This is a genomic window from Streptomyces olivaceus (genome assembly GCF_000721235.1).
Taxonomy (GTDB): Bacteria; Actinomycetota; Actinomycetes; order Streptomycetales; family Streptomycetaceae; genus Streptomyces; species Streptomyces olivaceus.
Window position 1 is genome coordinate 134422 of record NZ_JOFH01000009.1, and the last position, 21121, is coordinate 155542.

18 protein-coding genes are annotated in these 21121 nt (G+C 74.2%); 8 read left to right on the forward strand and 10 right to left on the reverse strand.

The annotated features are described in order from the left end of the window. Positions 1-37: 37 nt before the first annotated feature. The 5 genes from IG94_RS0112465 to IG94_RS0112485 all read right to left on the reverse strand — a co-directional run bounded on the left by IG94_RS0112465 (position 38) and on the right by IG94_RS0112485 (position 6947). Positions 38-1189 carry an XdhC family protein gene (locus tag IG94_RS0112465; RefSeq protein WP_031034660.1) on the reverse strand — a complete coding sequence of 384 codons (1152 nt, stop codon included), beginning with the start codon at positions 1187-1189 and terminating at the stop codon, positions 38-40. A 53-nt stretch (positions 1190-1242) separates the two neighbouring features. Then, positions 1243-2700, reverse strand: a complete 1458-nt coding sequence (locus tag IG94_RS0112470; protein ID WP_031034663.1) for an NCS2 family permease — start codon at positions 2698-2700, stop codon at positions 1243-1245. Between the two features lie 337 nt (positions 2701-3037). Then, positions 3038-5422 carry a xanthine dehydrogenase family protein molybdopterin-binding subunit gene (locus IG94_RS0112475; RefSeq protein ID WP_031034664.1) on the reverse strand — a complete coding sequence of 795 codons (2385 nt, stop codon included), beginning with the start codon at positions 5420-5422 and terminating at the stop codon, positions 3038-3040. Positions 5423-5424: 2 nt separating this feature from the next. Further along, complete coding sequence (locus IG94_RS0112480) at positions 5425-6057, reverse strand: (2Fe-2S)-binding protein (RefSeq protein ID WP_031034668.1); 633 nt, start codon at positions 6055-6057, stop codon at positions 5425-5427. Next, positions 6057-6947, reverse strand: coding sequence for an FAD binding domain-containing protein (locus IG94_RS0112485; protein ID WP_031034671.1), 891 nt, complete (start codon positions 6945-6947; stop codon positions 6057-6059). The genes IG94_RS0112480 and IG94_RS0112485 overlap by 1 nt, the downstream gene beginning before the upstream one ends. Positions 6948-7233: 286 nt before the next feature. Between IG94_RS0112485 and IG94_RS0112490 the strand changes: the two genes are divergently transcribed. After that, the gene (locus IG94_RS0112490) at positions 7234-8937 is read left to right on the forward strand and encodes a PucR family transcriptional regulator (RefSeq protein WP_031034674.1); all 1704 of its coding nucleotides are present in this window, start codon (positions 7234-7236) and stop codon (positions 8935-8937) included. Between the two features lie 154 nt (positions 8938-9091). After that, positions 9092-9880: a hypothetical protein gene (locus IG94_RS0112495; RefSeq protein ID WP_031034676.1), complete on the forward strand. Its 789-nt coding sequence runs from the start codon at positions 9092-9094 to the stop codon at positions 9878-9880. A gap of 49 nt (positions 9881-9929) precedes the next feature. On the opposite strand, the gene IG94_RS0112500 is transcribed toward IG94_RS0112495, so the two are convergent. The 4 genes from IG94_RS0112500 to IG94_RS0112515 form a co-directional block, all read right to left on the reverse strand. Beyond that, entirely contained in the window at positions 9930-10592 is a 663-nt protein-coding gene (locus tag IG94_RS0112500; RefSeq protein WP_031034678.1) for an Rv1733c family protein, read from the reverse strand. Positions 10593-10855: 263 nt separating this feature from the next. After that, positions 10856-11674 carry a rod shape-determining protein gene (locus IG94_RS0112505; RefSeq protein ID WP_031034680.1) on the reverse strand — a complete coding sequence of 273 codons (819 nt, stop codon included), beginning with the start codon at positions 11672-11674 and terminating at the stop codon, positions 10856-10858. Next, positions 11671-12132 (reverse strand): TraR/DksA family transcriptional regulator, encoded by a 462-nt coding sequence (locus tag IG94_RS0112510; protein ID WP_372459437.1) that lies wholly within the window; start codon positions 12130-12132, stop codon positions 11671-11673. Before IG94_RS0112510 ends, IG94_RS0112505 begins: the two co-directional genes overlap by 4 nt. A 53-nt stretch (positions 12133-12185) precedes the next feature. Beyond that, a complete protein-coding gene (locus tag IG94_RS0112515) occupies positions 12186-12512 on the reverse strand; it encodes a TraR/DksA family transcriptional regulator (protein WP_031034685.1) in 327 nt (108 codons plus the stop codon). 339 nt (positions 12513-12851) lie between these two features. Here IG94_RS0112515 and IG94_RS0112520 point away from each other — a divergent pair, with 339 nt between their 5' ends. The 4 genes from IG94_RS0112520 to secD all read left to right on the forward strand — a co-directional run bounded on the left by IG94_RS0112520 (position 12852) and on the right by secD (position 17670). Continuing rightward, positions 12852-13811 carry a HAMP domain-containing sensor histidine kinase gene (locus IG94_RS0112520; RefSeq protein ID WP_031034688.1) on the forward strand — a complete coding sequence of 320 codons (960 nt, stop codon included), beginning with the start codon at positions 12852-12854 and terminating at the stop codon, positions 13809-13811. A 2-nt stretch (positions 13812-13813) separates the two neighbouring features. After that, positions 13814-14575, forward strand: coding sequence for a response regulator (locus tag IG94_RS0112525; protein ID WP_031034692.1), 762 nt, complete (start codon positions 13814-13816; stop codon positions 14573-14575). A gap of 114 nt (positions 14576-14689) precedes the next feature. Then, positions 14690-15190 carry a hypothetical protein gene (locus tag IG94_RS0112530; RefSeq protein ID WP_031034694.1) on the forward strand — a complete coding sequence of 167 codons (501 nt, stop codon included), beginning with the start codon at positions 14690-14692 and terminating at the stop codon, positions 15188-15190. Positions 15191-15306: 116 nt separating this feature from the next. After that, positions 15307-17670, forward strand: a complete 2364-nt coding sequence (secD, locus tag IG94_RS0112535) for a protein translocase subunit SecD (protein WP_031034696.1) — start codon at positions 15307-15309, stop codon at positions 17668-17670. A gap of 46 nt (positions 17671-17716) precedes the next feature. On the opposite strand, the gene IG94_RS0112540 is transcribed toward secD, so the two are convergent. Further along, a complete protein-coding gene (locus IG94_RS0112540; protein ID WP_031034698.1) occupies positions 17717-18529 on the reverse strand; it encodes a GntR family transcriptional regulator in 813 nt (270 codons plus the stop codon). Between the two features lie 191 nt (positions 18530-18720). On the opposite strand from IG94_RS0112540, the gene IG94_RS0112545 reads away from it, so the two are divergent. After that, on the forward strand, positions 18721-19566 hold the full coding sequence (locus tag IG94_RS0112545; protein WP_031034699.1) for a (2Fe-2S)-binding protein: 846 nt from the start codon (positions 18721-18723) through the stop codon (positions 19564-19566). Positions 19567-19959: 393 nt separating this feature from the next. Then, entirely contained in the window at positions 19960-21012 is a 1053-nt protein-coding gene (locus IG94_RS0112550) for a DUF2637 domain-containing protein (RefSeq protein ID WP_031034700.1), read from the forward strand. The last annotated feature ends 109 nt before the right edge of the window (positions 21013-21121 follow it).

Consider the following 21121-nt stretch of genomic DNA (forward strand, 5'->3'; position numbering starts at 1 on the left):
GGCACCGGTCCGCCGGGCCGGCGGCGTCCCGAGGCGCTCAGGCCACCGAGCCGAGCCGCCCGGCCGGTGTCGCCGGGCCGTCGTGGTGAATGGGGGTGTGGGCGCCGGTCAGGGAGGCGCCCGTGCCGCCGCGCCGGGCGGCGACGATCTCGGCGGCGATGGACAGCGCCGTCTCCTGGGGGGTGCGGGCGCCCAGGTCGAGGCCGATGGGCGACCTGAGGCGGGCCAGCTCGAGGTCGCTGACGCCGGCCTCGTGCAGGCGGGCGTTGCGGTCCAGGTGGGTGCGCCGGGAGCCCATCGCGCCGACGTACGCCACCGGCAGCCGCAGCGCCAGCTTCAGCAGCGGGATGTCGAACTTGGCGTCGTGGGTCAGGACGCACAGCACCGTGCGCGCGTCCACCTCGGTGCGGCGCAGGTACTCGTGGGGCCACTCGACGACGATCTCGTCCGCGTCCGGGAAGCGGGCCGGGGTCGCGAAGACGGGCCGGGCGTCGCACACCGTGACGTGGTACCCGAGGAACTTCCCGGCCCGCACCAGCGCCGCGGCGAAGTCGATCGCGCCGAAGACGATCATGCGGGGCGCCGGGACGGAGGACTCGACGAGCAGCGTGAGCGGTGCACCGCAGCGCGAGCCCCGTTCGCCGGTCTCCAGCGTGCCGGTGCGGCCGGCGTCCAGGAAGGCGCCCGCCTCGGCGGCCACCGTGCGGTCCAGCTCCGGATGTCCGCCGAGGCCGCCCTCGTGGCTGCCGTCCGGGTGGACGACGAGCGCACGGCCGGTCAGCTCGGCCGGACCGCGCACGATCCGGGCCACCGCGGCCGCCCGGCCGTGCGCGGCGGCGGTGAGCACGGCGGCCAGCGCCGGGCGGGCGGGATCGGCCGCCCGTACCGGCGTGACCAGGACCTCGATGACTCCGCCGCAGGTCAGGCCCACGGCGAAGGCGTCCTCGTCGCTGTAGCCGAAGCGTTCGAGAACGGTTCCGCCGTCCTCCAGCGCCTGCCGGCACAGCTCGTACACGGCTCCCTCCACGCAGCCGCCGGAGACCGAGCCGATCGCCGTGCCGTCGGCGTCCACCGCGAGGGCGGCGCCGGGCAGGCGGGGCGCGCTGCCGCTGACGGCCACCACGGTGGCCACGGCGAAATCGCGTCCCTGCTCGACCCACCGGTTGAGCTCTTCGGCGATGTCCAGCATCCGTCGGTCCTCCTGGGACAAGAGTGGTGTGTGAAGGGTTCCCGCCGTGGCGGCTAGTGCACGCCCAGCCAGCTCTCGATCGGGTTGAGCGCGAAGTAGACGACGAAGACCGCCGTCAGGGCCCACATGAACGCGCCGACCTCGCGGGGTTTGCCCTGGGCGGTCTTGATGGCGACGTAGGAGATGACTCCGGCGGCGACGCCCGCCGTGATGGAGTACGTGAACGGCATGAGGACGACGGTCAGGAAGACCGGGATCGCGGTGGCCCGGTCGGTCCAGTCCACGTGCCGGGCGTTGGTCATCATCATGGCGCCGATGACGACCAGCGCGGCGGAGGCCACCTCCTGCGGCACGATCGCGGTGATCGGCGTGAAGAAGAGACAGGCCGCGAAGAACGCGCCGGTGACGACCGAGGCGAGCCCGGTGCGGGCGCCCTCGCCGACGCCGGTCGCGGACTCGACGAACACGGTCTGCCCCGAGCCGCCCGCCACGCCGCCGATCGCGCCGCCGGCGCCGTCGATGAACAGGGCCTTCGACAGGCCCGGCATCCGGCCCTTGTCGTCGGCGAGCTTCGCCTCGGTGCCGACGCCGATGATGGTGGCCATGGCGTCGAAGAACCCGGCGAGGACGAGGGTGAAGACGATCATGCCGACCGTCATCGCGCCGACCTCGCCCCAGCCGCCGAACTCCAGGTCGCCGAAGAGCGAGAAGTCGGGCATGGAGACCGCGCTGCCGTGCAGCTCGGGGGCGCCGTTCGCCCACTGCTTCGGGTCGACGACCCCGGCGGCGTTCAGGACCGCCGCGACGACCGTGCCGGTGACGATGCCGATGAGGATCGCGCCGGGGGTGTTGCGGGCCTGCAGCATGAAGATCAGGAGCAGGGTGCCGGCGAAGAGCAGCACCGGCCAGCCGGCGAGTTCACCGGCGGGTCCGAGGGTGAGCGGGGTGGCCTCGCCCGGGTGGACGAAACCGCCCTTCACCAGGCCGATGATGGCGATGAACAGGCCGATGCCCATGGTGATGGCGTGTTTGAGCGCGAGCGGTATCGCGTTCATGATCATCTCGCGCAGTCCGGTGACCACGAGCAGCATGATCACCACGCCGTACATCACGCACATGCCCATGGCCTGCGGCCAGGTCAGCTGCGGGGCGACCTGTCCGGCGATCACTCCGGACACCGAGAGTCCGGCGGCCAGGGCCAGCGGCACCTTGCCGACGAAGCCCATCAGGAGCGTGGTGACCGCCGCGGCCAGTGCCGTCGCGGTGATCAGGGCCTTCTGGCCCAGGGTGTCCCCCGCGGCGTCCTTGCCGGACAGGATCACGGGGTTCAGGAGGACGATGTACGCCATCGCCATGAAGGTGGTGACACCGCCGCGCACCTCGCGCGCGACGGTGGATCCTCGGTGGGTGATGTGAAAGTACCGGTCGAGCCAGGACCGGCCGGCGGGGACGCGGGAGCCCGCGCCCGCGTCCTCGGCGGTGGTCCTGGGCTCCACTGACTGCTGGGTCATGGGCCGTCTCCCAAGGTTCATAGGGGCACCCGGGCGTGTGCCTTCGGCCTTCGGCGAAGGTGCCGGGATTTGGGAGGTGTCAGCTCGGGGGACGGCCCGGTACTGCACCTTGGGGTGGCCGGCGCCGGGGGTCGGTGCCGGGGTGTTCGATGCCGGGGTCTCCGGTACCGGGGTTTCGGAGGGTGCCCGGCGCCGGGGGTCGGTGGCCGTGGGGTGGGCCGTTGCCCGGCGTCGGGGTGCCGTTGCGCCCACCCGTGCCGCCCTGCGGCACGACTGCCCGCAACGGCGGCGCGTGGGACCGCAACGGCGGCACGCGAGGCCGCAACGGCGGCGGGTGTTACGCCGTGCCTGTGAGGTGTTCCGGGCGGACCGGGGTGCGGTCCAGGGTGAGGCCCGTCGCGTTGCGGATGGCCGCGAGGACCGCCGGGGTCGAGGACAGGGTGGGGGCCTCGCCGATGCCGCGCAGCCCGTACGGCGCGTGGTCGTCGGCGAGTTCGAGCACGTCGACCGGGATGGTCGGCGTGTCGAGGATGGTGGGGAGCAGGTAGTCCGTGAAGGAGGGGTTCCTGACCTTCGCGGTCTTCGGGTCGACGACGATCTCCTCCATGATCGCGATACCGAGGCCCTGCGTGGTGCCGCCCTGGATCTGGCCGACCACGGAGAGCGGGTTGAGCGCCTTGCCGACGTCCTGCGCGCAGGCCAGTTCGACGACCTTGACCAGGCCGAGTTCGGTGTCGACCTCGACGACGGCGCGGTGCGCGGCGAAGGAGTACTGGACGTGGCCGTTGCCCTGGCCGGTGCGCAGGTCGAAGGCCTCGGTCGGCCGGTGCCGCCACTCCTCCTCCACCTCGACGGCCTCGTCCTCCAGGACGTCCGCCAGGTCGGTCAGGACCTCGCCGCCGTCGGTGACGACCTTGCCTCCCTCCAGGAGGAGTTCGGCGGTGGCCCAGGCGGGGTGGTAGGAGCCGAACTTGCGGCGCCCGATCTCCAGGACCTTCTCGCGCACCAGCTCGCAGGCGTTCTTGACGGCGCCGCCGGTGACGTACGTCTGGCGGGAGGCCGAGGTGGAGCCGGCCGAACCGACCCGGGTGTCGGCGGGGTTGATGGTCACCTGCGTGACGCCCAGTTCGGTGCGGGCGATCTGCGCGTGGACGGTGACGCCGCCCTGGCCGACCTCCGCCATGGCGGTGTGCACGGTGGCCACCGGCACGCCGCCGACGACCTCCATGCGGACCTTGGCGGTGGAGTAGTCGTCGAAGCCCTCGGAGAAGCCGACGTTCTTGATGCCGACCGCGTAGCCGACCCCGCGGACGACTCCCTCGCCGTGCGTGGTGTTGGAGAGGCCGCCGGGCAGCTGCCGTACGTCGGCGCCCTCGCTGGACTCCCACTGGCGCTCGGGCGGCATCGGCATCGCCTTGACGCGGCGCAGGAGTTCGGCGACCGGCGCCGGGGAGTCGACGGGCTGGCCGGTGGGCATGAGGGTGCCCTGCTCCATGGCGTTGATCCGGCGGAACTCCACCGGGTCCATGCCGAGTTCCTTGGCCACCTTGTCCATCTGCGCCTCGTACGCGAAGCAGGCCTGGACCGCGCCGAAGCCGCGCATGGCGCCGCAGGGCGGGTTGTTGGAGTAGAGGGCGAGCGCCTCGATGTCCACGTCCTCGACGACGTACGGGCCGACCGCCAGCGAGGAGGCGTTGCCGACGACCGCCGGGGAGGCGGAGGCGTAGGCGCCGCCGTCGAGGACGATGCGGCACCTCAGGTGCGTCAACTTGCCGTCGCGGGTGGCGCCGTGCTCGTAGGAGAGGCGGGCCGGGTGGCGGTGGACGTGGCCGAAGAAGGACTCGAAGCGGTTGTAGACGATCTTGACGGGTTTGCCGGTGCGGATCGCCAGCAGGCAGGCGTGGATCTGCATCGACAGGTCCTCGCGCCCGCCGAAGGCCCCGCCGACGCCGGAGAGCGTCATGCGCACCTTGTCCTCGGGCAGCCCGAGCACCGGCGCGATCTGCCTCAGGTCGGAGTGCAGCCACTGGGTGGCGATGTAGAGGTCGACTCCGCCGTCCTCGGCGGGCACCGCGAGGCCGGACTCGGGGCCGAGGAAGGCCTGGTCCTGCATGCCGAAGTAGTACTCGCCCTTGACGATCACGTCGGCCCGCGCGGCGGCCGCGTCCGCGTCGCCGCGCAGGATGGGCTGGCGGTGCACGATGTTGGGGTGCGGGACGTGGCCGATGTGGTGGTCGTCGCGGTTCTCGTGGACGAGGACGGCGTCCGGTGCGGTCGCGGAGGCCTCGTCGGTGATGACGGGCAGCTCCCGGTACTCCACCTTGATCTTGGCGGCGGCGCGGCGCGCGGTCTCCGGGTGGTCGGCGGCGACGATGGCGACCGGCTCGCCGTGGTGGCGGACCCTGCCGTGGGCGAGGACCGGCGTGTCCTGGATCTCCAGGCCGTAGGTGCGTACGTCGGTGGGCAGGTCGTCGTACGTCATGACGGCGTACACGCCGGGTGTGGCGAGGGCCTCGCCCGTGTCGATGGAGACGATCTCGGCGTGCGCGACGGTGGAGCGCAGGATCTGGCCCCAGAGCATGTCCTCGTGCCACATGTCGGAGGAGTACGCGAACTCGCCGGTGACCTTGAGGGTGCCGTCCGGGCGGAGCGTGGACTCGCCGACGCCGCCCCTGGTCCGGGAGCCCTGGGTGATGGTGGTGGGTGCGCCGTTGGCAGCCATGCTCAGACCTCCTCGGACTGGCGGGCGGCCGCCAGGCGCACCGCGTCCATGATCTTCTCGTAGCCGGTGCAGCGGCACAGGTTGCCCGACAGCGCCTCGCGGATGTCCGCGTCGGTCGGGTTGGGAGTGCGCTCCAGCATCTCGTCGGCGGCGACGAGCAGGCCGGGCGTGCAGAAGCCGCACTGGACGGCGCCCGCGTCGATGAACGCCTGCTGGATGGGGGCCAGCTCGATGCCCTCGCCGGTCTGCGAGTCGGTGCCCTTGGCCTGTCGGCGCCGGGCCTCGTCGAGCGAGGCGCCCGCGCCGCTGCCGCCACTGCCGCGGCTGCCGCAGGCGCCGGTCGCGCAGCCCTCGGCACGGTCCTTGGCGCGGTCCTTGGCGCGGTCCTCGGCGAATTCGGCCAGGCCCTCGACGGTGACGACCTCGCGGCCCTCGGCCTGTCCGGCCGCGACCAGGCAGGAGCAGACCGGCACGCCGTCCAGGCGGACCGTGCAGGAGCCGCACTCGCCCTGCTCGCAGGCGTTCTTGGAGCCCGGCAGGCCCATCCGCTCGCGCAGCACGTACAGCAGGGACTCGCCCTCCCACACGTCGTCGGCCTCCTGCGGACGTCCGTTGACAGTGAAGTTGACGCGCATTACGCGGCTCCCTCCGTGGTGTGGCGGGCGCCGCGGTACGACTCCCAGGTCCAGGTGAGCGTCCGGCGGGCCATGACGCCGACCGCGTGGCGCCGGTAGTCCGCGGTGCCCCGGACGTCGTCGATCGGGTTGCAGGCGGCGGCGCACAGGTCGGCGAACTGCTTGGCGGCCGAGGGGGTGACGACCCTCCCGTTGTCCCAGAAGCCGCCTTCCTCGAGGGCCGCGTTCAGGAACTCCTCGGCGGCCGTCGCCCGGATCGGGGTGGGCGCGGCCGAGCCGATGCCGGTGCGGACCGTGCGGGTGCCGGGGTGCAGGGCGAGGCCGAAGGCGCACACGGCGATGACCATGGCGTTGCGGGTGCCGACCTTGGAGAACTGCTGCGGTCCCTCCGCCCTGCGGACGTGCACGGCGCGGATCAGCTCGTCGGGTTCCAGCGCGTTGCGCTTCACGCCCGTGTAGAACGCGTCGATCGGGATGCGGCGCGTGCCGCGCACCGACTCGGCCTCGACCTCGGCGCCGGCGGCGAGCAGCGCGGGGTGCGCGTCGCCGGCCGGGGAGGCGGTGCCGAGGTTGCCGCCGACGCCGCCGCGGTTGCGGATCTGCGGGGAGGCGACCGTGTGCGAGGCGAGGGCGAGCCCCGGCAGCTCGGCGCGCAGGTGCTCCATGATCCGGGAGTACGGCACGGAGGCGCCGAGCCGGACCGAGTCCGCGCCGACCTCCCACTCGGTGAGGTCGGCGATGCGGCCCAGGTCCATCAGGTACTCGGGCCGGCGGTGGTCGAAGTTGATCTCGACCATCACGTCGGTGCCGCCCGCGATCGGCACAGCGGTGGGGTGCTCGGCCTTGGCGGCGAGCGCCTCCTCCCAGCTGGCGGGGCGAAGGAAGTCCATGACCGGCTCTCTTCTTCGGCTACTTGGGGGCGTACAGATTGAGCCAATCCGTGTGCGGCGGGCCCGGCTCGTTCATGTGGTGTTCACGGGGAGTGGGCTCAGTACACCGTCCTGTGCTCCACCGGGGTCAGTCGCAGAAACCATGAAGGAGTTGGCTGGCCAGGGAGGTCATCTTGTAGATTCATATGAAAGGAGGTCCTCAGTAACCTCTTCGTTTTCCTCCGGAAACGCGCGCCACAGCCGCGTGACCTGGAACACTGCGAGACAGAGAACGGCGGCGACGAGAATGCGGCTGCGCGCACTGCTGGAAACCGATGCGCTGGGCCTTCAGCTGCTCGGCGGCGAGGACGAGCTGGACCGCACGGTCCGCGGCGTGATGACCACCGACCTGCGGGACCCCAGCCGCTACCTCTCGGGCGGCGAGCTGGTGCTGACGGGCCTGGCCTGGCGCCGGGACGCGGCGGACTCGGACCCTTTCGTGCGCCTCCTCGTGCAGGCCGGTGTGACGGCCCTGGCCGCCGGTGAGGCGGAGCTGGGGAGCGTGCCGGAGGACCTGGTGGTGGCGTGCCTGCGCCACCGGCTGCCGCTGTTCGCGGTGCACGAGTCGGTGGCCTTCGCGACCATCACGGAGCACGTCGTGCGCCAGGTGTCCGGCGAACGTGCCGGTGACCTCGCGGCCGTGGTGGACCGGCACCGCCGGATGATGACCTCGGGACCGGCGGGCGGCGGTCCCGACGTGGTCCTGGACCTGCTCGGTTCCGACCTGGACCTGCGGGCCTGGGTGCTCTCCCCGACCGGGCGGCCGGTGGCGGGGCCGAACGACGCGGGCCCCGCGCTCAGCGCCGAGGTGTGCGCCGAGCTGGCGGCCGAGCACCTCGCGGCGACCCGCGCGGGCCGGCGGGCCCCGCACCGGGTGACCGCGGGCCCGACGGCGTACAGCCTCTTCCCGGTCCGCGGCCGGGGGCTGCCCCCGGCGGTGGCCCCGGGGGCGCGTACCCCGCAGGGCACCGGTGGGGACGTGCGCGAGACGGTGCTGTCCGACTGGGTCCTCGTGGTGGAGGCCGACGCCGGGGACTGGGCCGAGGAGCGCCTCGACCTGCTGTACGGCGTCACGCAGCTGATCGCGGTCGAGCGCGACCGGCGGGACGCGGCGCGCTCGGTGCGGCGGCGGCTCGCGCAGGAGGTGCTGGAACTGGTGCAGACGGGCGCCGCGCCCGCCGAGATCGCGGCCCGGCTGCGGGTGGCGGCGCCGGTGCTGCTGCCGGGCCTCGGCGCGGCCCCGCACTGGCAGGTCGTGGTGGCCCGGGTCGAGTGGGCGGACGGCGGCGGGGAGACCGGCCGAGTCGCGCAGTCCCTGCTGGAGGAGATCCTCGTCGATCCGCGGGCCACGGGCCCCGAGCAGTCCGACCGCATCGCCGTCGCGCACACCGGCGACGAGGCGGTCGCCCTCGTACCGCTGCCCGCGGTCTCCAGCGAGCACGACGGCTCCGAGACCGGCGTCCTCGCGGAGGCGCTCCTGGAGTCCGTGCGCGAGCCGCTGTCGGCGGGGCTCGGCGACGGCGGGCGCGTCACCCTCGGCGTCAGCGCGGCCGTGCACTCGGCGGAGGGGCTGCGCGGGGCGCTGGAGGAGGCCCGGCACGCGCGCCGGGTCGCCGCGGCGCGCCCCGGCCGGGTCTGCGCGGCCGGCCACCAGGAGCTGGCCTCGCACGTGCTCCTGCTGCCCTTCGTCCCCGACGACGTCCGCCGCGCCTTCACCGCCCGGCTGCTCGACCCGCTGCGGGACTACGACCGGCGCCACCGGGCCGAGCTGGTCCCGACGCTGGAGGCGTTCCTCGCCAGCGACGGCTCCTGGACCCGGTGCGCGAACCGGCTGCACCTGCACGTCAACACGTTGCGCTACCGCGTCGGGCGGATCGAGCAGCTGACCGGGCGCGACCTGTCGCGGCTGGAGGACAAGCTCGACTTCTTCCTGGCACTGCGGATGAGCTGAGAGGCGAAACGGGCCGGAGTGATCCCAAACCTCGGCGGCCCGAAGTCCACGACTTTGTGAAAAGTTTCACCCATCCTCTTGGCCGGGCCGCCGGATCCGTGCTGAGATGCGGCCACCACTCAAGAGCTCAATGGTGTGCCAAGGGGAGGGTGACGTGGCGCATTCCGCCATGGCTGGTTCTGGTTGGGGGACGACCGAGGGTGACGATCCGCTCCAGACCGCGGTGTGGCGGCTGCGCTCGCGCGCCTGCTGGGCCGACGCGGCGGCGCTGCTGGAGCCGGTCACCGCGGACACCGCGTTGCAGCGGACGGCGCTGCTGGTGGAGCGGTGCCTCTACACCGAGCAGGGCTGGGCCGAGGCCGAGGACGCGCTGCGCACCTCCGAGGCGCTGGCCCACACCGACGAGGAGCGCGGGGCCGCCGCCTGTGAACGGGGGCAACTCGCGTACGCGGCCACGGTGCACGGGGTGCGCGACCGGTCCGACGAGGCGCGGTCCGCGCTGGGCCGGGCGGCGGCGCTGATCGCGCCGGGGGCGAAGGGGCGGGCGCTGCTGGACTTCCGGCGCGGGCTCCTCGCGGAGAACCTCACCGGGTCGCCGCAGGCCGCCCGGGCGGCGTACCGGCGCGCGCACGCCGGCGCGACGGCCCACGCCGAGCCGCTGCTGCTCTCCTTCACCTGGCGGCATCTTGCCGAACTGGCCCTGCGGGAGGGGGAGTTGCCCGAGGCCCGGCACGGCTTCGCCGAGTCGCTGCGGATCCGCGAGGAGCTGGGGTACCTCGTCGGCACGGCACCCGCGCTGGCCTCGCTGGCCGACGCGGAGAGCGAACCGGAGGCGTCCCGGCTGCGCGAGGAGGCGCGCCGGCTGTTCCGGCTGCTGGGCGGAGTACCGACGTGGCTGGCCCGGCAACTGGCCCCGCCCGCGCCGGGGGCGGCCACGGCGTGACGGGCCAGGGGTGTGAGCGGCCCCGCCGCCGCGGGGTGCGCTGCGGCCGTCACGGGGACCTGCTCCAGCGCGGGGCCGTCGCCGCCCAGGCCTCGTCCCACCCGGCGAGGTTGCGCCGGTGGAGCACCAGGCCGGTGGCGGCGTGGGCCGCGAGGCCCGCGAGGACGACGCCGAGAAAGGCGAGGACGGCCCAGCCCATCGTGCGGCTGCGGATCTCCTCCGCGGCCAGCGGCGGCCCGGTGACCGCACCGTCCGCGTCGACCCAGACCAGGACGGTGGTGTCCGCGGACAGCCCCGGCTCGACCTCGGTCTTCCCGGTCCGGGGCGTTCCGTCGGGGCCGGTGAAGCGGACCGTGACCGGGTAGCGGACCTTCTTCGACTCGTCGGACCCCGGCCCGGGATGGCGCGGGGCGTCGTGGACGAGAACGGCGGGACGCTGGTCGCGGGTCCGCCTCTCGTGCTCGGCGGTGTCGCGGTAGTGGCGGTAGGCGCCGTCGCCGACCGCGAACATCGCGACCGGGGCGGCCACCAGGACGGCGAGGACGAGGCCGAGCGCGATCCAGGCGCGCAACCGGTCGCTGCGCCGCCGCAGCGGGTTGCGCCGCCACCTCCAGAACGGGAGGTACGGGTCCCGCCCCGGGGTGGGTTCGGGGTCGGGCTCCGGTTCGGGTACGGCGGGCGGTGGCTGAGCCGGGGGAATCTCACCGGCCACGGTGCGCCTCCTCAGGGGGTCGGAACAGCCGTCGGCGCCCCTTCGACGGCGGGGCGGCGCGACGCGCGGGCGGGCGGGACGGCGCGGGCCGGGATGTCACGGGTACGGCCGGCGCCGGGGGCGGGGCGTCGCGGGTCGGGACGTCGGAACGTCCGGAAGTCGGGACGGCGGGACGGCGCGGGTACGGCCGGCGCCGGGGCGGGCGCCGGCCGTACGTGCGAGCCCCGGGCACCGGTCGGTGGCGGGGCCGGGGCCGGGCCGGGTCAGTGCGCGGTGTCGTCCGGCGGGTCCGTGCCCGTGGGGTGGGAGTGGACGCTCTCCAGGAGCTTGGCGGCACCGCGTACGGCGGCCGTGTGCGGGGCCGGCACGGCGCGTACCGGCGCGTGCAGCCGGTCGGCGAGGCGGCAGGTCAGCTCGGGACGCAGGGCGCCGCCGCCCGCGAGCAGCGGACCGCGGCCCAGCGCGTCGACCGCGAGGGACGTGCGGTCCTGCCGCAGCATCGAGGTCGTCATGTCGGCCAGCGCCTCGCCGATCCGCGCGGGCGGCGTCGCGGCATCGAGGTCGCCCGTGCCCAGCGCGGTGCGCCGGGCGTCGAAGACGGCGCCGTCCACCAGCAGCACCACCTCCGTGAGATGGGCGCCGATGTCCATCACGAGCAACGGCCGCGCCATGTCGGCGCCCGACCCGAGCGCCACGGCGCGGGCGCTCGGCACGGTCAGCACACTGCTGGGCCGCAGCACCTCCACCGCCGTGCGCGCCTCGTTGCGATAGGCGAACCCGTCCAGCACCGGCGCGGTCACCACGACCACCGGCCGGGCGAAGCGCGGGAGGCGGTGGCCGAGCAGCCGGTCGAGCATCCGCGCCGTGCCCTGGGTGTCGACGATGGAGCCGCGCTGGATGGGGTAGACGGCGCCCGCACCGGGGAACGTCACCGTCGGCACGTCGAGGATCATGCCCCGCCCGGCGACCCAGGCGCGGGTACGGGCGCTGCCCATGTCGAGGGCGACGCCGCCGTACCGCCGGTGCAGCGGCCAGGGCCGGCGTCCGGTGAGAGCGGCACGGGGCCGGCGGACCGCGGTCATCGTTCCGCCTCCTGTTCCCGCACCCGCACGTGCACCTGCTGGCACCGCGCGCAGTAGCGGGCCTGCGGCACGATCAGCAGGCGCTCGCGGCCGACGGGGCGCCGGCACAGGTGGCAACGGCCGTAGCGGCCCTCGGCCATGCGTCCCAGCGCCGCCTCCACGTCGGCGAGGACCATGCGCGCGGAGGCCGCGAGCCCGGCTCCCGCCTCGCTCCCGGCGTCGGTGCCGGGCGGGGGCACCGCGAGCCGCCGCAGTTGCTCCTCGCAGAACAGCCGCTGCTCCTGAAGGTTCTCCCGGAGGGCCACGAGGTCCTCGGGGGACAGAGGTGCCAGAGGTGCGAGGGGTGCCAGGGGGTGCGGAGAGGGCAGAGGCGGACGGGGCGACACGGGCGACGGGCCCGTGTCGTGGTCGGGAGCACGGTGGTGGGCGCGGTCGCCGATGGTCTGGTGGTTCACCACTTCACCCCTCGGGGCAGGGCGGGAGACGGAGACGGGACGGAGGATGCGAAGGGTCAGGTGGCGGCCCGGCGCTGGCAGGCGACGCAGTACCGCGTGTAGGGAAGGATCTCCAGGCGCTCCCCCGGCACGGGCTTGCCGCACCCCGTGCAGTTGCCGTAGGTGCCGGCGTCCACCCGGGCGAAGGCCTCGTCGATCTCCTTGAGCACCCGCGCGATGGCGGCCTGCTGAGCGGACATCAGCTGGTCGTCCACCTGGCCGCTCTCACCGAGGGCCTGGAGCTGGGTCATCCGGGTACTGCGGGCGTGTTCGAGGCGCTGACGCGCCTCGTGAGCGGTCAGCCGCTCCGGACGGGGTTCGGTACGGGAAGCGTCGAGCGACACGGTGAGTCCCTTTCTCGGCAGGGCCGTGGGTACGGCGGAGGCCGGGCCGAATCGGACCCGGTCGTCGTCAACCATGGACGGGCCGGAAGGGGAAACCCATCGGGCGCAGGACCCATTTGCCCGGGGACACGGGATCCACTCGGCGTCCCGCGGACGCGGCCATATGGGTGCCCCGTGACGGGGAAATGGGGGTCGGAACCCATCGACTCCGCGGGGTCGGGCGGGTCACGCTGGTCGCTTGCTCGGTCGCTACCTGGGCCGCAGCTCCCACCGAGGGTGCGCGATGACCGACAGTAGAGGCGTACCAGTCGACACGTCGCTGAAGGAGGCGTACCCCCGGTGTCCCTGTTCTGGCGGATCTTCGGGCTCAACGCGGTGGTGCTGGGCTTCGCCACGGCGCTGCTGCTGTGGGCCCCGGTGACCGTCTCCGTACCGATCCTGCTGACCGAGGCCGTCGTCCTGGTGGTCGGCATGAGCGTCATGCTGGTGGCCAACGGCGCGCTGCTGCGCTGGGGTCTGGCGCCGCTGGAGCGGCTCACCAGGGTGATGACCACGGTCGACCTGCTGCGCCCCGGCCAGCGGCTGCCGGTGGCCGGTTCCGGCGGCGGCGAGGTGCCCGAGCTGATCCGCACGTTCAACGCCATGCTGGAGCGCCTGGAGCACGAGCGGGCCACCAGCACCGCGCGGGTGCTGACCGCCCAGGAGGCGGAGCGGCGCCGTATCGCGCAGGAGCTGCACGACGAGGTCGGGCAGAGCATGACGGCGATCCTGCTGGTCCTGGGGCGGGCGGCGGACGACGCCGAGCAGCCGCTGCGCGACGAACTCCACCAGGCGCAGGAGATCACCCGGGAGAGCCTGGACGAGGTCCGCCGCCTGGTCCGCCGGCTGCGGCCCGGGGTGCTGGACGACCTCGGTCTGATCAGCGCGCTGTCCTCCCTCACCCACGACTTCGCCACCCACACGGGCCTGCGGGTGGTACGCCGTTTCGACCCCGACCTGCCCGCCCTGGACCCGGAGACCGAACTGGTCCTCTACCGGGTGGCGCAGGAGGGCCTGACCAACACCGCCCGCCACGCGGACGCCGCGCGGGTGGAGGTGAGCCTGGCCCCGGCGGGCGGAGCGGTGACCCTCACCATCGCCGACGACGGCCGCGGCATCGAGGCGGCCTGCGAGGGCGCCGGCATCCGCGGCATGCGGGAGCGCGTCCTGCTCATCGGCGCCGCCCTCGACATCACCTCGGCGCCCGGCGCCGGCACCCGCATCCGCCTCACCGCACCCGTCCCCAGGAAGCAGCACTGACCATGTCCGAGCCGACCTCGCCCGAACCCTCCGCCGCGTCCGACGCGTTCGCCTCCGCCGCGTCCGACGTGTCCGTCTCCGCCGCGCCCGGCCCGTCCGCCGCCGCGACCGCCCCGTCGAGGATCCGTATCCTGCTCGCCGACGACCACGCGCTGGTACGCCGCGGTGTGCGCCTCATCCTCGACCGGGAGCCGGACCTGGAGGTGGTCGCCGAGGCCGGGGACGGTGCGGAGGCCATCGACATGGCGCGGGCGCACGAGGCCGATCTCGCGGTCCTGGACATCGCGATGCCCCGGCTCACCGGCCTCCAGGCGGCCCGCGAGCTGGCCGCGCTGAAGCCGGGGCTGCGCATCCTGATGCTGACGATGCACGACAACGAGCAGTACCTCTTCCAGGCGCTGAAGTCGGGGGCCTGCGGATACGTGCTGAAGTCCGTCGCCGACCGCGACCTGGTCGCCGCCTGCCGGGCCGCGATGCGCGACGAGCCCTTCCTGTACCCGGGCGCGGTGACCGCGCTGATCCGCAACTACCTGGACCGGGTCCGGCACGGCGAGGAGAACGCCGACCACATCCTCACCCCGCGCGAGGAGGAGGTCCTCAAGCTCGTCGCCGAGGGGCACTCCTCGAAGGAGATCGCCGAGATCCTCTTCATCAGCATCAAGACCGTCCAGCGGCACCGGGCGAACCTCCTGCACAAGCTCGGCCTGCGCGACCGTCTGGACCTGACCCGGTACGCCATCCGCGCCGGGCTCATCGAACCCTGACGGTCCGCCCCACGAACCGCCCGGGGCTTCGGCCGCCCACTCCCCGGCCGGAGCCCCGGGCTCCGCCCCGCACCACCTCGCCAGGAAACTTAGAACCAAGAAGGGGGACGGTGCATGCGCCCCGAACACGACACCGCCCCCGCACACGACACCGCCCCCGCACACCGCGCCGCCCGCACGCACCGCGGCACTCCCCCGCGCCGTCCCGCGCCCCGCACCGCCCCGCACCGCACGGCCGCCACCGCGCTCGGCGTCCTGCTCGCCGTTCTGCTGGCCCTGGTGCCGGCCTGGCCGGCGGCCGGGGCACAGGCAGCACCGCAGGCCGGCGGAGCCGCACCCGTCGCCGCGGGGGCGGCCGTACCCCACCCCGACCTCGACCTCCACGCCGACGACGGCTGTACGCCCGTCTGCGCCTCACCGGTCAGGGCCCGCCACGACCACCTGGGCGAGCGCCCGACGGCGCCGGACCACCACGCGGCCGCCGCCGCGCGCGGTACGGGCACGGTCGCCCGCATCCTCACGCGCACCTCGGCGGCGCCCGGACCGGTGCTCGTCTCCCCCGGCCGCGCGAGCCACGACAGCGGGCGGGCGCCTCCGGGGCCCTCCGGCATCTGAGACACCCGAACCCTTTTCCCTTCCCCCGCCGCGGCCGCGCTCGGCCGCCGCCGCGGTGTGCCCGCCGGAGGCCCGCGTTGAACCGTTCACGCTCCCGTACCCGCACCCGTCCACGCATCCGTCCACGCACCCGGTCCCGGACCGGCGGCTCGCGCGTCCGCGCGCTGCTCGCCCTGGCCGTGCTGGCGGCGTCCGTGGCCATCGCCCTGACCATGCCGGTCCGCCTCGGACTCGACCTGCGCGGCGGCACCCAGATCGTGCTGGAGACCAAGTCCACCGCCACCACCGAGGCCGACCGCGAGGCCACCGACCGCACCGTGGAGGTGCTGCGCGGCCGCATCGACGCGCTCGGGGTCGCCGAGCCGACCATCGTCCGCTCCGGCGACAACCGCGTCGTCGTCGAACTGCCCGGCGTACAGGATCCGAAGCAGGCCGCCGACGTACTGGGCCGCACCGCGCAGCTCACCGTCCACCCGGTGCTCGGCCCGGCCGGGGAGACCGGTGACGCGGCCGGGGAGGCCGGAGACGGCGAGCGCGTGCTGCCGGACGAGTCGGGGCAGTCCCTGCGGCTCGCGGCGGCCGCCCTCACCGGGCAGGACGTCAAGGGCGCCGACGCCCTGTTCGACCAGCAGAACGGCGCCGGGTGGCACGTCACCGTCGACTTCAAGGACGCGGGCAGCGACCGCTGGGCCCGGGTGACCGGCGAGGCCGCCTGCCATCCGGCCGGTGATCCCCAGCGCCGGGTCGCCATCGTGCTCGACGAGAAGATCATCTCCTCGCCGCAGGTCGACCCCTCCGTGGCCTGCGGGGCGGGCATCTCCGGTGGCTCCACGCAGATCACCGGCTCCTTCGACGACGCCGAGGCCCGCGAACTGGCGCTGCTGATCAAGGGCGGCGCCCTGCCCGTACCGGTCGAGACCGTCGAGCAGCGCACCATCGGCGCCACGCTGGGCGACGAGGCGATCTCGGCCGGCGCCTGGGCCGCCGTCATCGGCACCGCGCTGACGGCGCTGTTCATCATCGTCGTCTACCGGCTGATGGGCGCCCTGGCGACCGTGGCGCTGCTCTGCTACGGCCTGATCTCCTACGCCGGCCTGGCCGCGCTCGGCGCGACCCTGACTCTGCCGGGCCTCGCGGGCTTCGTGCTGGCGATCGGCATGGCGGTGGACGCCAACGTCCTGGTGTTCGAACGGGCGCGTGAGGAGCAGGCCGCCCGCACCCGTCCCAGTACCCGCGCCGCGCTGACCGAGGGCTTCCGCAGCGCCTTCAGCGCGATCGCCGACTCGAACATCACCACGCTGATCGCCGCCGCCCTGCTGTTCTTCCTGGCCTCGGGGCCCGTGAAGGGCTTCGGCGTCACGCTCGGCATCGGTGTGCTGGCCTCGATGGTCAGCGCGCTGGTGATCACCCGGGTGCTCGCCGAGTTCGCCGCGAGCCGCCCGGCCGTCTACCGCCGCCCGCGGATCACCGGCATCGCGGGCACCGGCCCGGTCCGTGACGCCCTGCTGCGCCGCAACCCCTTCCTGATGCGCCGGCCGCGCCGCTGGCTGGCCGCCTCGCTGGTGGTCCTGGTGGCGGCGGGCTCCGGCGTCCTGGTCCGCGGGCTGAACTTCGGCATCGAGTTCACCGGCGGACGGCTCATCGAGTACTCCACCGCGACCCAGGTCGACCCCGACCGGGCCCGGGACGCCCTCGCCGACGCGGGCTTCCCGCGCGCCGTCGTCCAGTCCTCCGGCGACGGCGACCTCACCGTGCGCACCGAGGAGCTGACCGACGCGGAGGCGGCGACCGTCACCGAGACCGTCGCCGGGATGGGCGGCGACACGGAGAAGGTCCGCGACGAGCTGATCGGCCCGAGCCTCGGCGAGGAGCTGCGCCGGGACGCGCTGATCGCCCTGGGCCTGGCCCTGGGCGCCCAGCTGCTGTACCTCGCGGCCCGCTTCCGCCTGCTGTTCGGCACGGCGGCGGTCAGCGCGCTCGCCCACGACGTGATCATCCTGGTCGGCGTGTTCGCCTGGCTGGGCAAGCCGATCGACGGGGTCTTCCTGGCCGCGCTGCTGACGGTGATCGGCTACTCGGTCAACGACTCGGTGGTCCTCTTCGACCGCGTGCGCGAACTGCTCGGCCGGGAGCGGAAGACCCCGTTCGACAGGCTGACCAACGACGCGATCCTGCAGACCCTGCCCCGCACGGTCAACACGGGTATGGGCGCCGTCCTCATCCTCGCCTCGCTCGCCGTGCTCGCCGACGACTCGCTCACCGACTTCGCCCTCGCGCTGCTGATCGGCGTGGCCGTCGGGACGTACTCCTCGGTCTTCGCCGCCTCCCCGCTGGCCGTCGAACTGCACGGCCGCGGGAGCCGTCCCGGGCGCCGCGGCGGCCGGGGCGGCGGGAAGGGGGCGAAGAGCAGCCCGGACGGGAAGCGGATGCCGGAGAGCCGCACCGAACGGCCCGAGGCCGCACCGGCGAAGGGCTCCTGAGGCCGGACCGGTCCCGAACGGAGGCTCCTGCGGGCCACCGGACTCCTCAGCGGGCGCGGAAGTGCGCCCCCACGAGGGCCCGCACCCGTTCCTGGTCGCCGGCGATGAGCGCGTCCAGCAGGGCCGTGTGCTCGTGCGCGTCGGCGACCAGGTCGGCCCGCCCCCGTACCGAGGGGGCGGCGGCCGGCGGCCGCTGGGCGCGGCGGTGCAGGTCCCCGGCGATGCGGACGAGCTGGTCGTTGCCGGCCAGGGCGAGCACCGCGCGGTGGAAGGCGCGGTCGGCCTCGGCGTACGTGGCGGGGCAGCCCGAGGAGGCGGCCCGGACGGCGGCCTCGGCCAGGGGGCGCAGCTCGGCCCAGCGCTCGGCGGGCACGGTGCGGGCCAGCCGGAGCCACACCGGGACCTCGATCAGTTCGCGGACCTCGGCCAGCTCGGCCAGCTCGCCCTCGCCGCGCTCGACCACGCGGAAGCCGCGGTTGGGAACGACCTCGACGGCGCCCTCCAGGGCCAGCTGCTGCATGGCCTCGCGCACGGGCGTGGCGGAGACACCGAACCGTTCGCCGAGGACGGGGGCGGAGTAGACCCCGCCGGGCCGCAGCTCGCCGGTGACCAGCGCGTTGCGCAGGGCGTCGAGGATCTGACCGCGCACGGAGGAGCGCTGGACGAGCGGGCGCGGGTGGGGCGGCGGCGGTTCACTGTGCGTGTGCTCGCCGCGCGCGGCGCCGTCCACCGGGCCGTCGTCCCCGGCCCGGCCCCGGCCCCGTTCGCGGCCCGGGGCACCGGTCCGGTCCACGTCCGCGGCCCCGGGCTGCACCGGCACCCGCACCGCCTCGGCGGCACCCTGCGCACTGGGCTTCACGGGGTCCTCCTGCGGGACGTGTCGGTACTTGGGGTCATTGCGGCGGGTTGGCACCTGTCCGTCAAGCACCCTAAGGGCACGGGCCGTCAGTTCAAATCCGAAGGATCTTGGGTAAGGTAAGGCTTACCTCTAACAGCCGGTGCTGCCCGAGGTCCGTTCGCCCGTGTTCCGATGTGGATCGGTGGTCCCTCATGCCTGTCGCCCGCTCGGCCCTCACGGACGCCTATGCGCGCCTGTCCGAGGTCCTTCCCGGGCTGGGCGTCACCGAGCAGGCGCCCTCGGAACGGGCCCCGCACGGCGGCGGCTGGGTCACGGCGGACGCGCTGGCCGCGGGCGGGGCGGAGCTGGCGGCCTTCCTCGCGTGGGACGAGGCCCAGGTGCTGCGGGACTACGGGCAGCGGGCCCGGCCGGACGTGATCGCGAGTTTCGGACTGCACCGGTACGCGTGGCCGGCCTGCCTGCTGATCACCGTGCCGTGGTTCCTGCACCGCCGGGTGCCCCGGCTGCCCGCCGCGCGGGTCGCCTACGACCGCACCGCCGCCGGTCTCCCCCTCGGCCGCATGGCCCTGCGCCCCGCCGGCTTCGCCTGCCTGCCCGGCGACCCGGCCGCCGCGCTGCCCGGCGCCCGGGTGGTCGCCGGCGAGGAGGAGCTGCGGGCGGAGGTGCGGGCCTCGGTCGCCGAGCACCTGGAACCCGTACTGGCCGGATTCGGCCCCCGTATGCGGCGCCGCGGACGGGCCCTGTGGGGCATGGCGACGGACGAGATCGTCGAGGGCCTGTGGTACGTCGCCCACCTGCTCGGCGAGCAGGAGCGGGCCCGCCGTGAACTGGAGCTGCTGCTGCCGGGGGCGACCAGGCCGTACGTCGGCAACGCGGCCTTCCGCGAGCTGAAGGGGCCGGACGGGCAGCCGCTGCACACCCGGGACCGGGCGAGCTGCTGCATGTTCTACACCCTGCGCCCCGAGGACACGTGCGCCACCTGCCCGCGCACCTGCGACGCGGACCGCGTCAACAAGCTGCTGGCCACCGCCGGTTGAGCACCGCGTACGCACCGAGTCCGCACCGCAGCCGCACTGCGCCCGCACCGAGTCCGCCCCGTCCCCGCGTCGTGCCCGGGAGCCGTCGGCGTCGCCGACCAAGATCGTCGACTAGGATCACCGACTGAGGCGACCGGGACGACCGAAGCCGTTTCGCGACTACCCCTTCACAACTCCCCCACGCGTTGCGGTAACTTTCCGTGGAACCACTCGTACGGGTAGTCTTATTCGAACTCAACTCCCGCTCCTCACGCGGCAGTTCGAGCAGAAAGCCGCCCTGGGCACCCTCCTCGCACCTCGTTGGCGGCCTCTTGCCCCGAAACCCCCTGAGGACCGCTGGGTTTGGGCCACCATGGCGGGCGTTACGCCCTATCCCACTGCAAGGGACCCCTGATGAGATTGACCGACATATCGCTGAACTGGCTGCTTCCGGGCGCCGTGCTGCTCCTGGGCATGCTGGCGGCGGTGGCGGTGCTCGCGCGCGGCAAGCGCGCCCCGGGGAAGGACGCGGGCGCGGACGACTCGTGGGAGCGGATGGAGGAGCGCCGCCGGCGCAAGGAGGCCCTGTACGGCACCGTCTCCTACGTCCTGCTCTTCTGCTGTGCCGCGGTCGCCGCGGCGCTCTCCTTCCACGGCCTGGTCGGCTTCGGCGAGCAGAACCTCGGGCTGAGCGGCGGCTGGCAGTACCTCGTCCCGTTCGGGCTCGACGGAGCGGCGATGTTCTGCTCCGTCCTCGCGGTGCGCGAGGCCAGCCACGGTGACGCGGCGCTCGGCTCGCGGATACTCGTGTGGACCTTCGCGTTCGCCGCGGCCTGGTTCAACTGGGTGCACGCGCCCCGCGGCCTGGGTCACGCGGGGGCCCCGCACTTCTTCGCGGGCATGTCCCTGTCGGCAGCGGTGCTGTTCGACCGGGCCCTGAAGCAGACCCGGCGGGCCGCCCTGCGCGAACAGGGCCTGGTGCCGCGTCCGCTGCCGCAGATCCGCATGGTCCGCTGGCTGCGGGCTCCCCGGGAGACGTACCGCGCCTGGTCGCTGATGCTCCTGGAGGGCGTGCGCAGCCTGGACGAGGCGGTCGAGGAGGTGCGCGACGACCGGCGCCAGAAGGAGGAGAAGAAGCTGCGCCGGCGCGAGCAGGAGCGCCTGGAGCGGGCGCAGCTCAAGGCGATCAGCCGCGGGCACGGCCACCGGGGTTTCCCCGGACGCGGCGGCCGCCAGGTCGAGGTCGAGGTGCAGCAGATGGAGCGGGGCACGGAACGCGCCACCGCGGAGCCTGCCATATCGGCTCCCGAGCAGCTGCCCGTACGCCAGCTTCCCTCCCTGCAGCCCGTTCGCAGCGGCTCTGACCAGGTGACGGTCGACCTCACCGCGGAGGACGACACCCAGGCCCTGCCGCGGCTGGACTCCCTGGAGCGCAAGCTCAAGGACCTGGAGCAGCAGTTCGGCTAGCGAACCGGGTGACCGGGCCGGGAAGTCGGCCGTCGACACGCGCGAGGCGTCCGAGGCGTCCGAGGCGTCCGAGGCGTCCGAGACGCAACCGCGAACGCGGTCGTCCCGG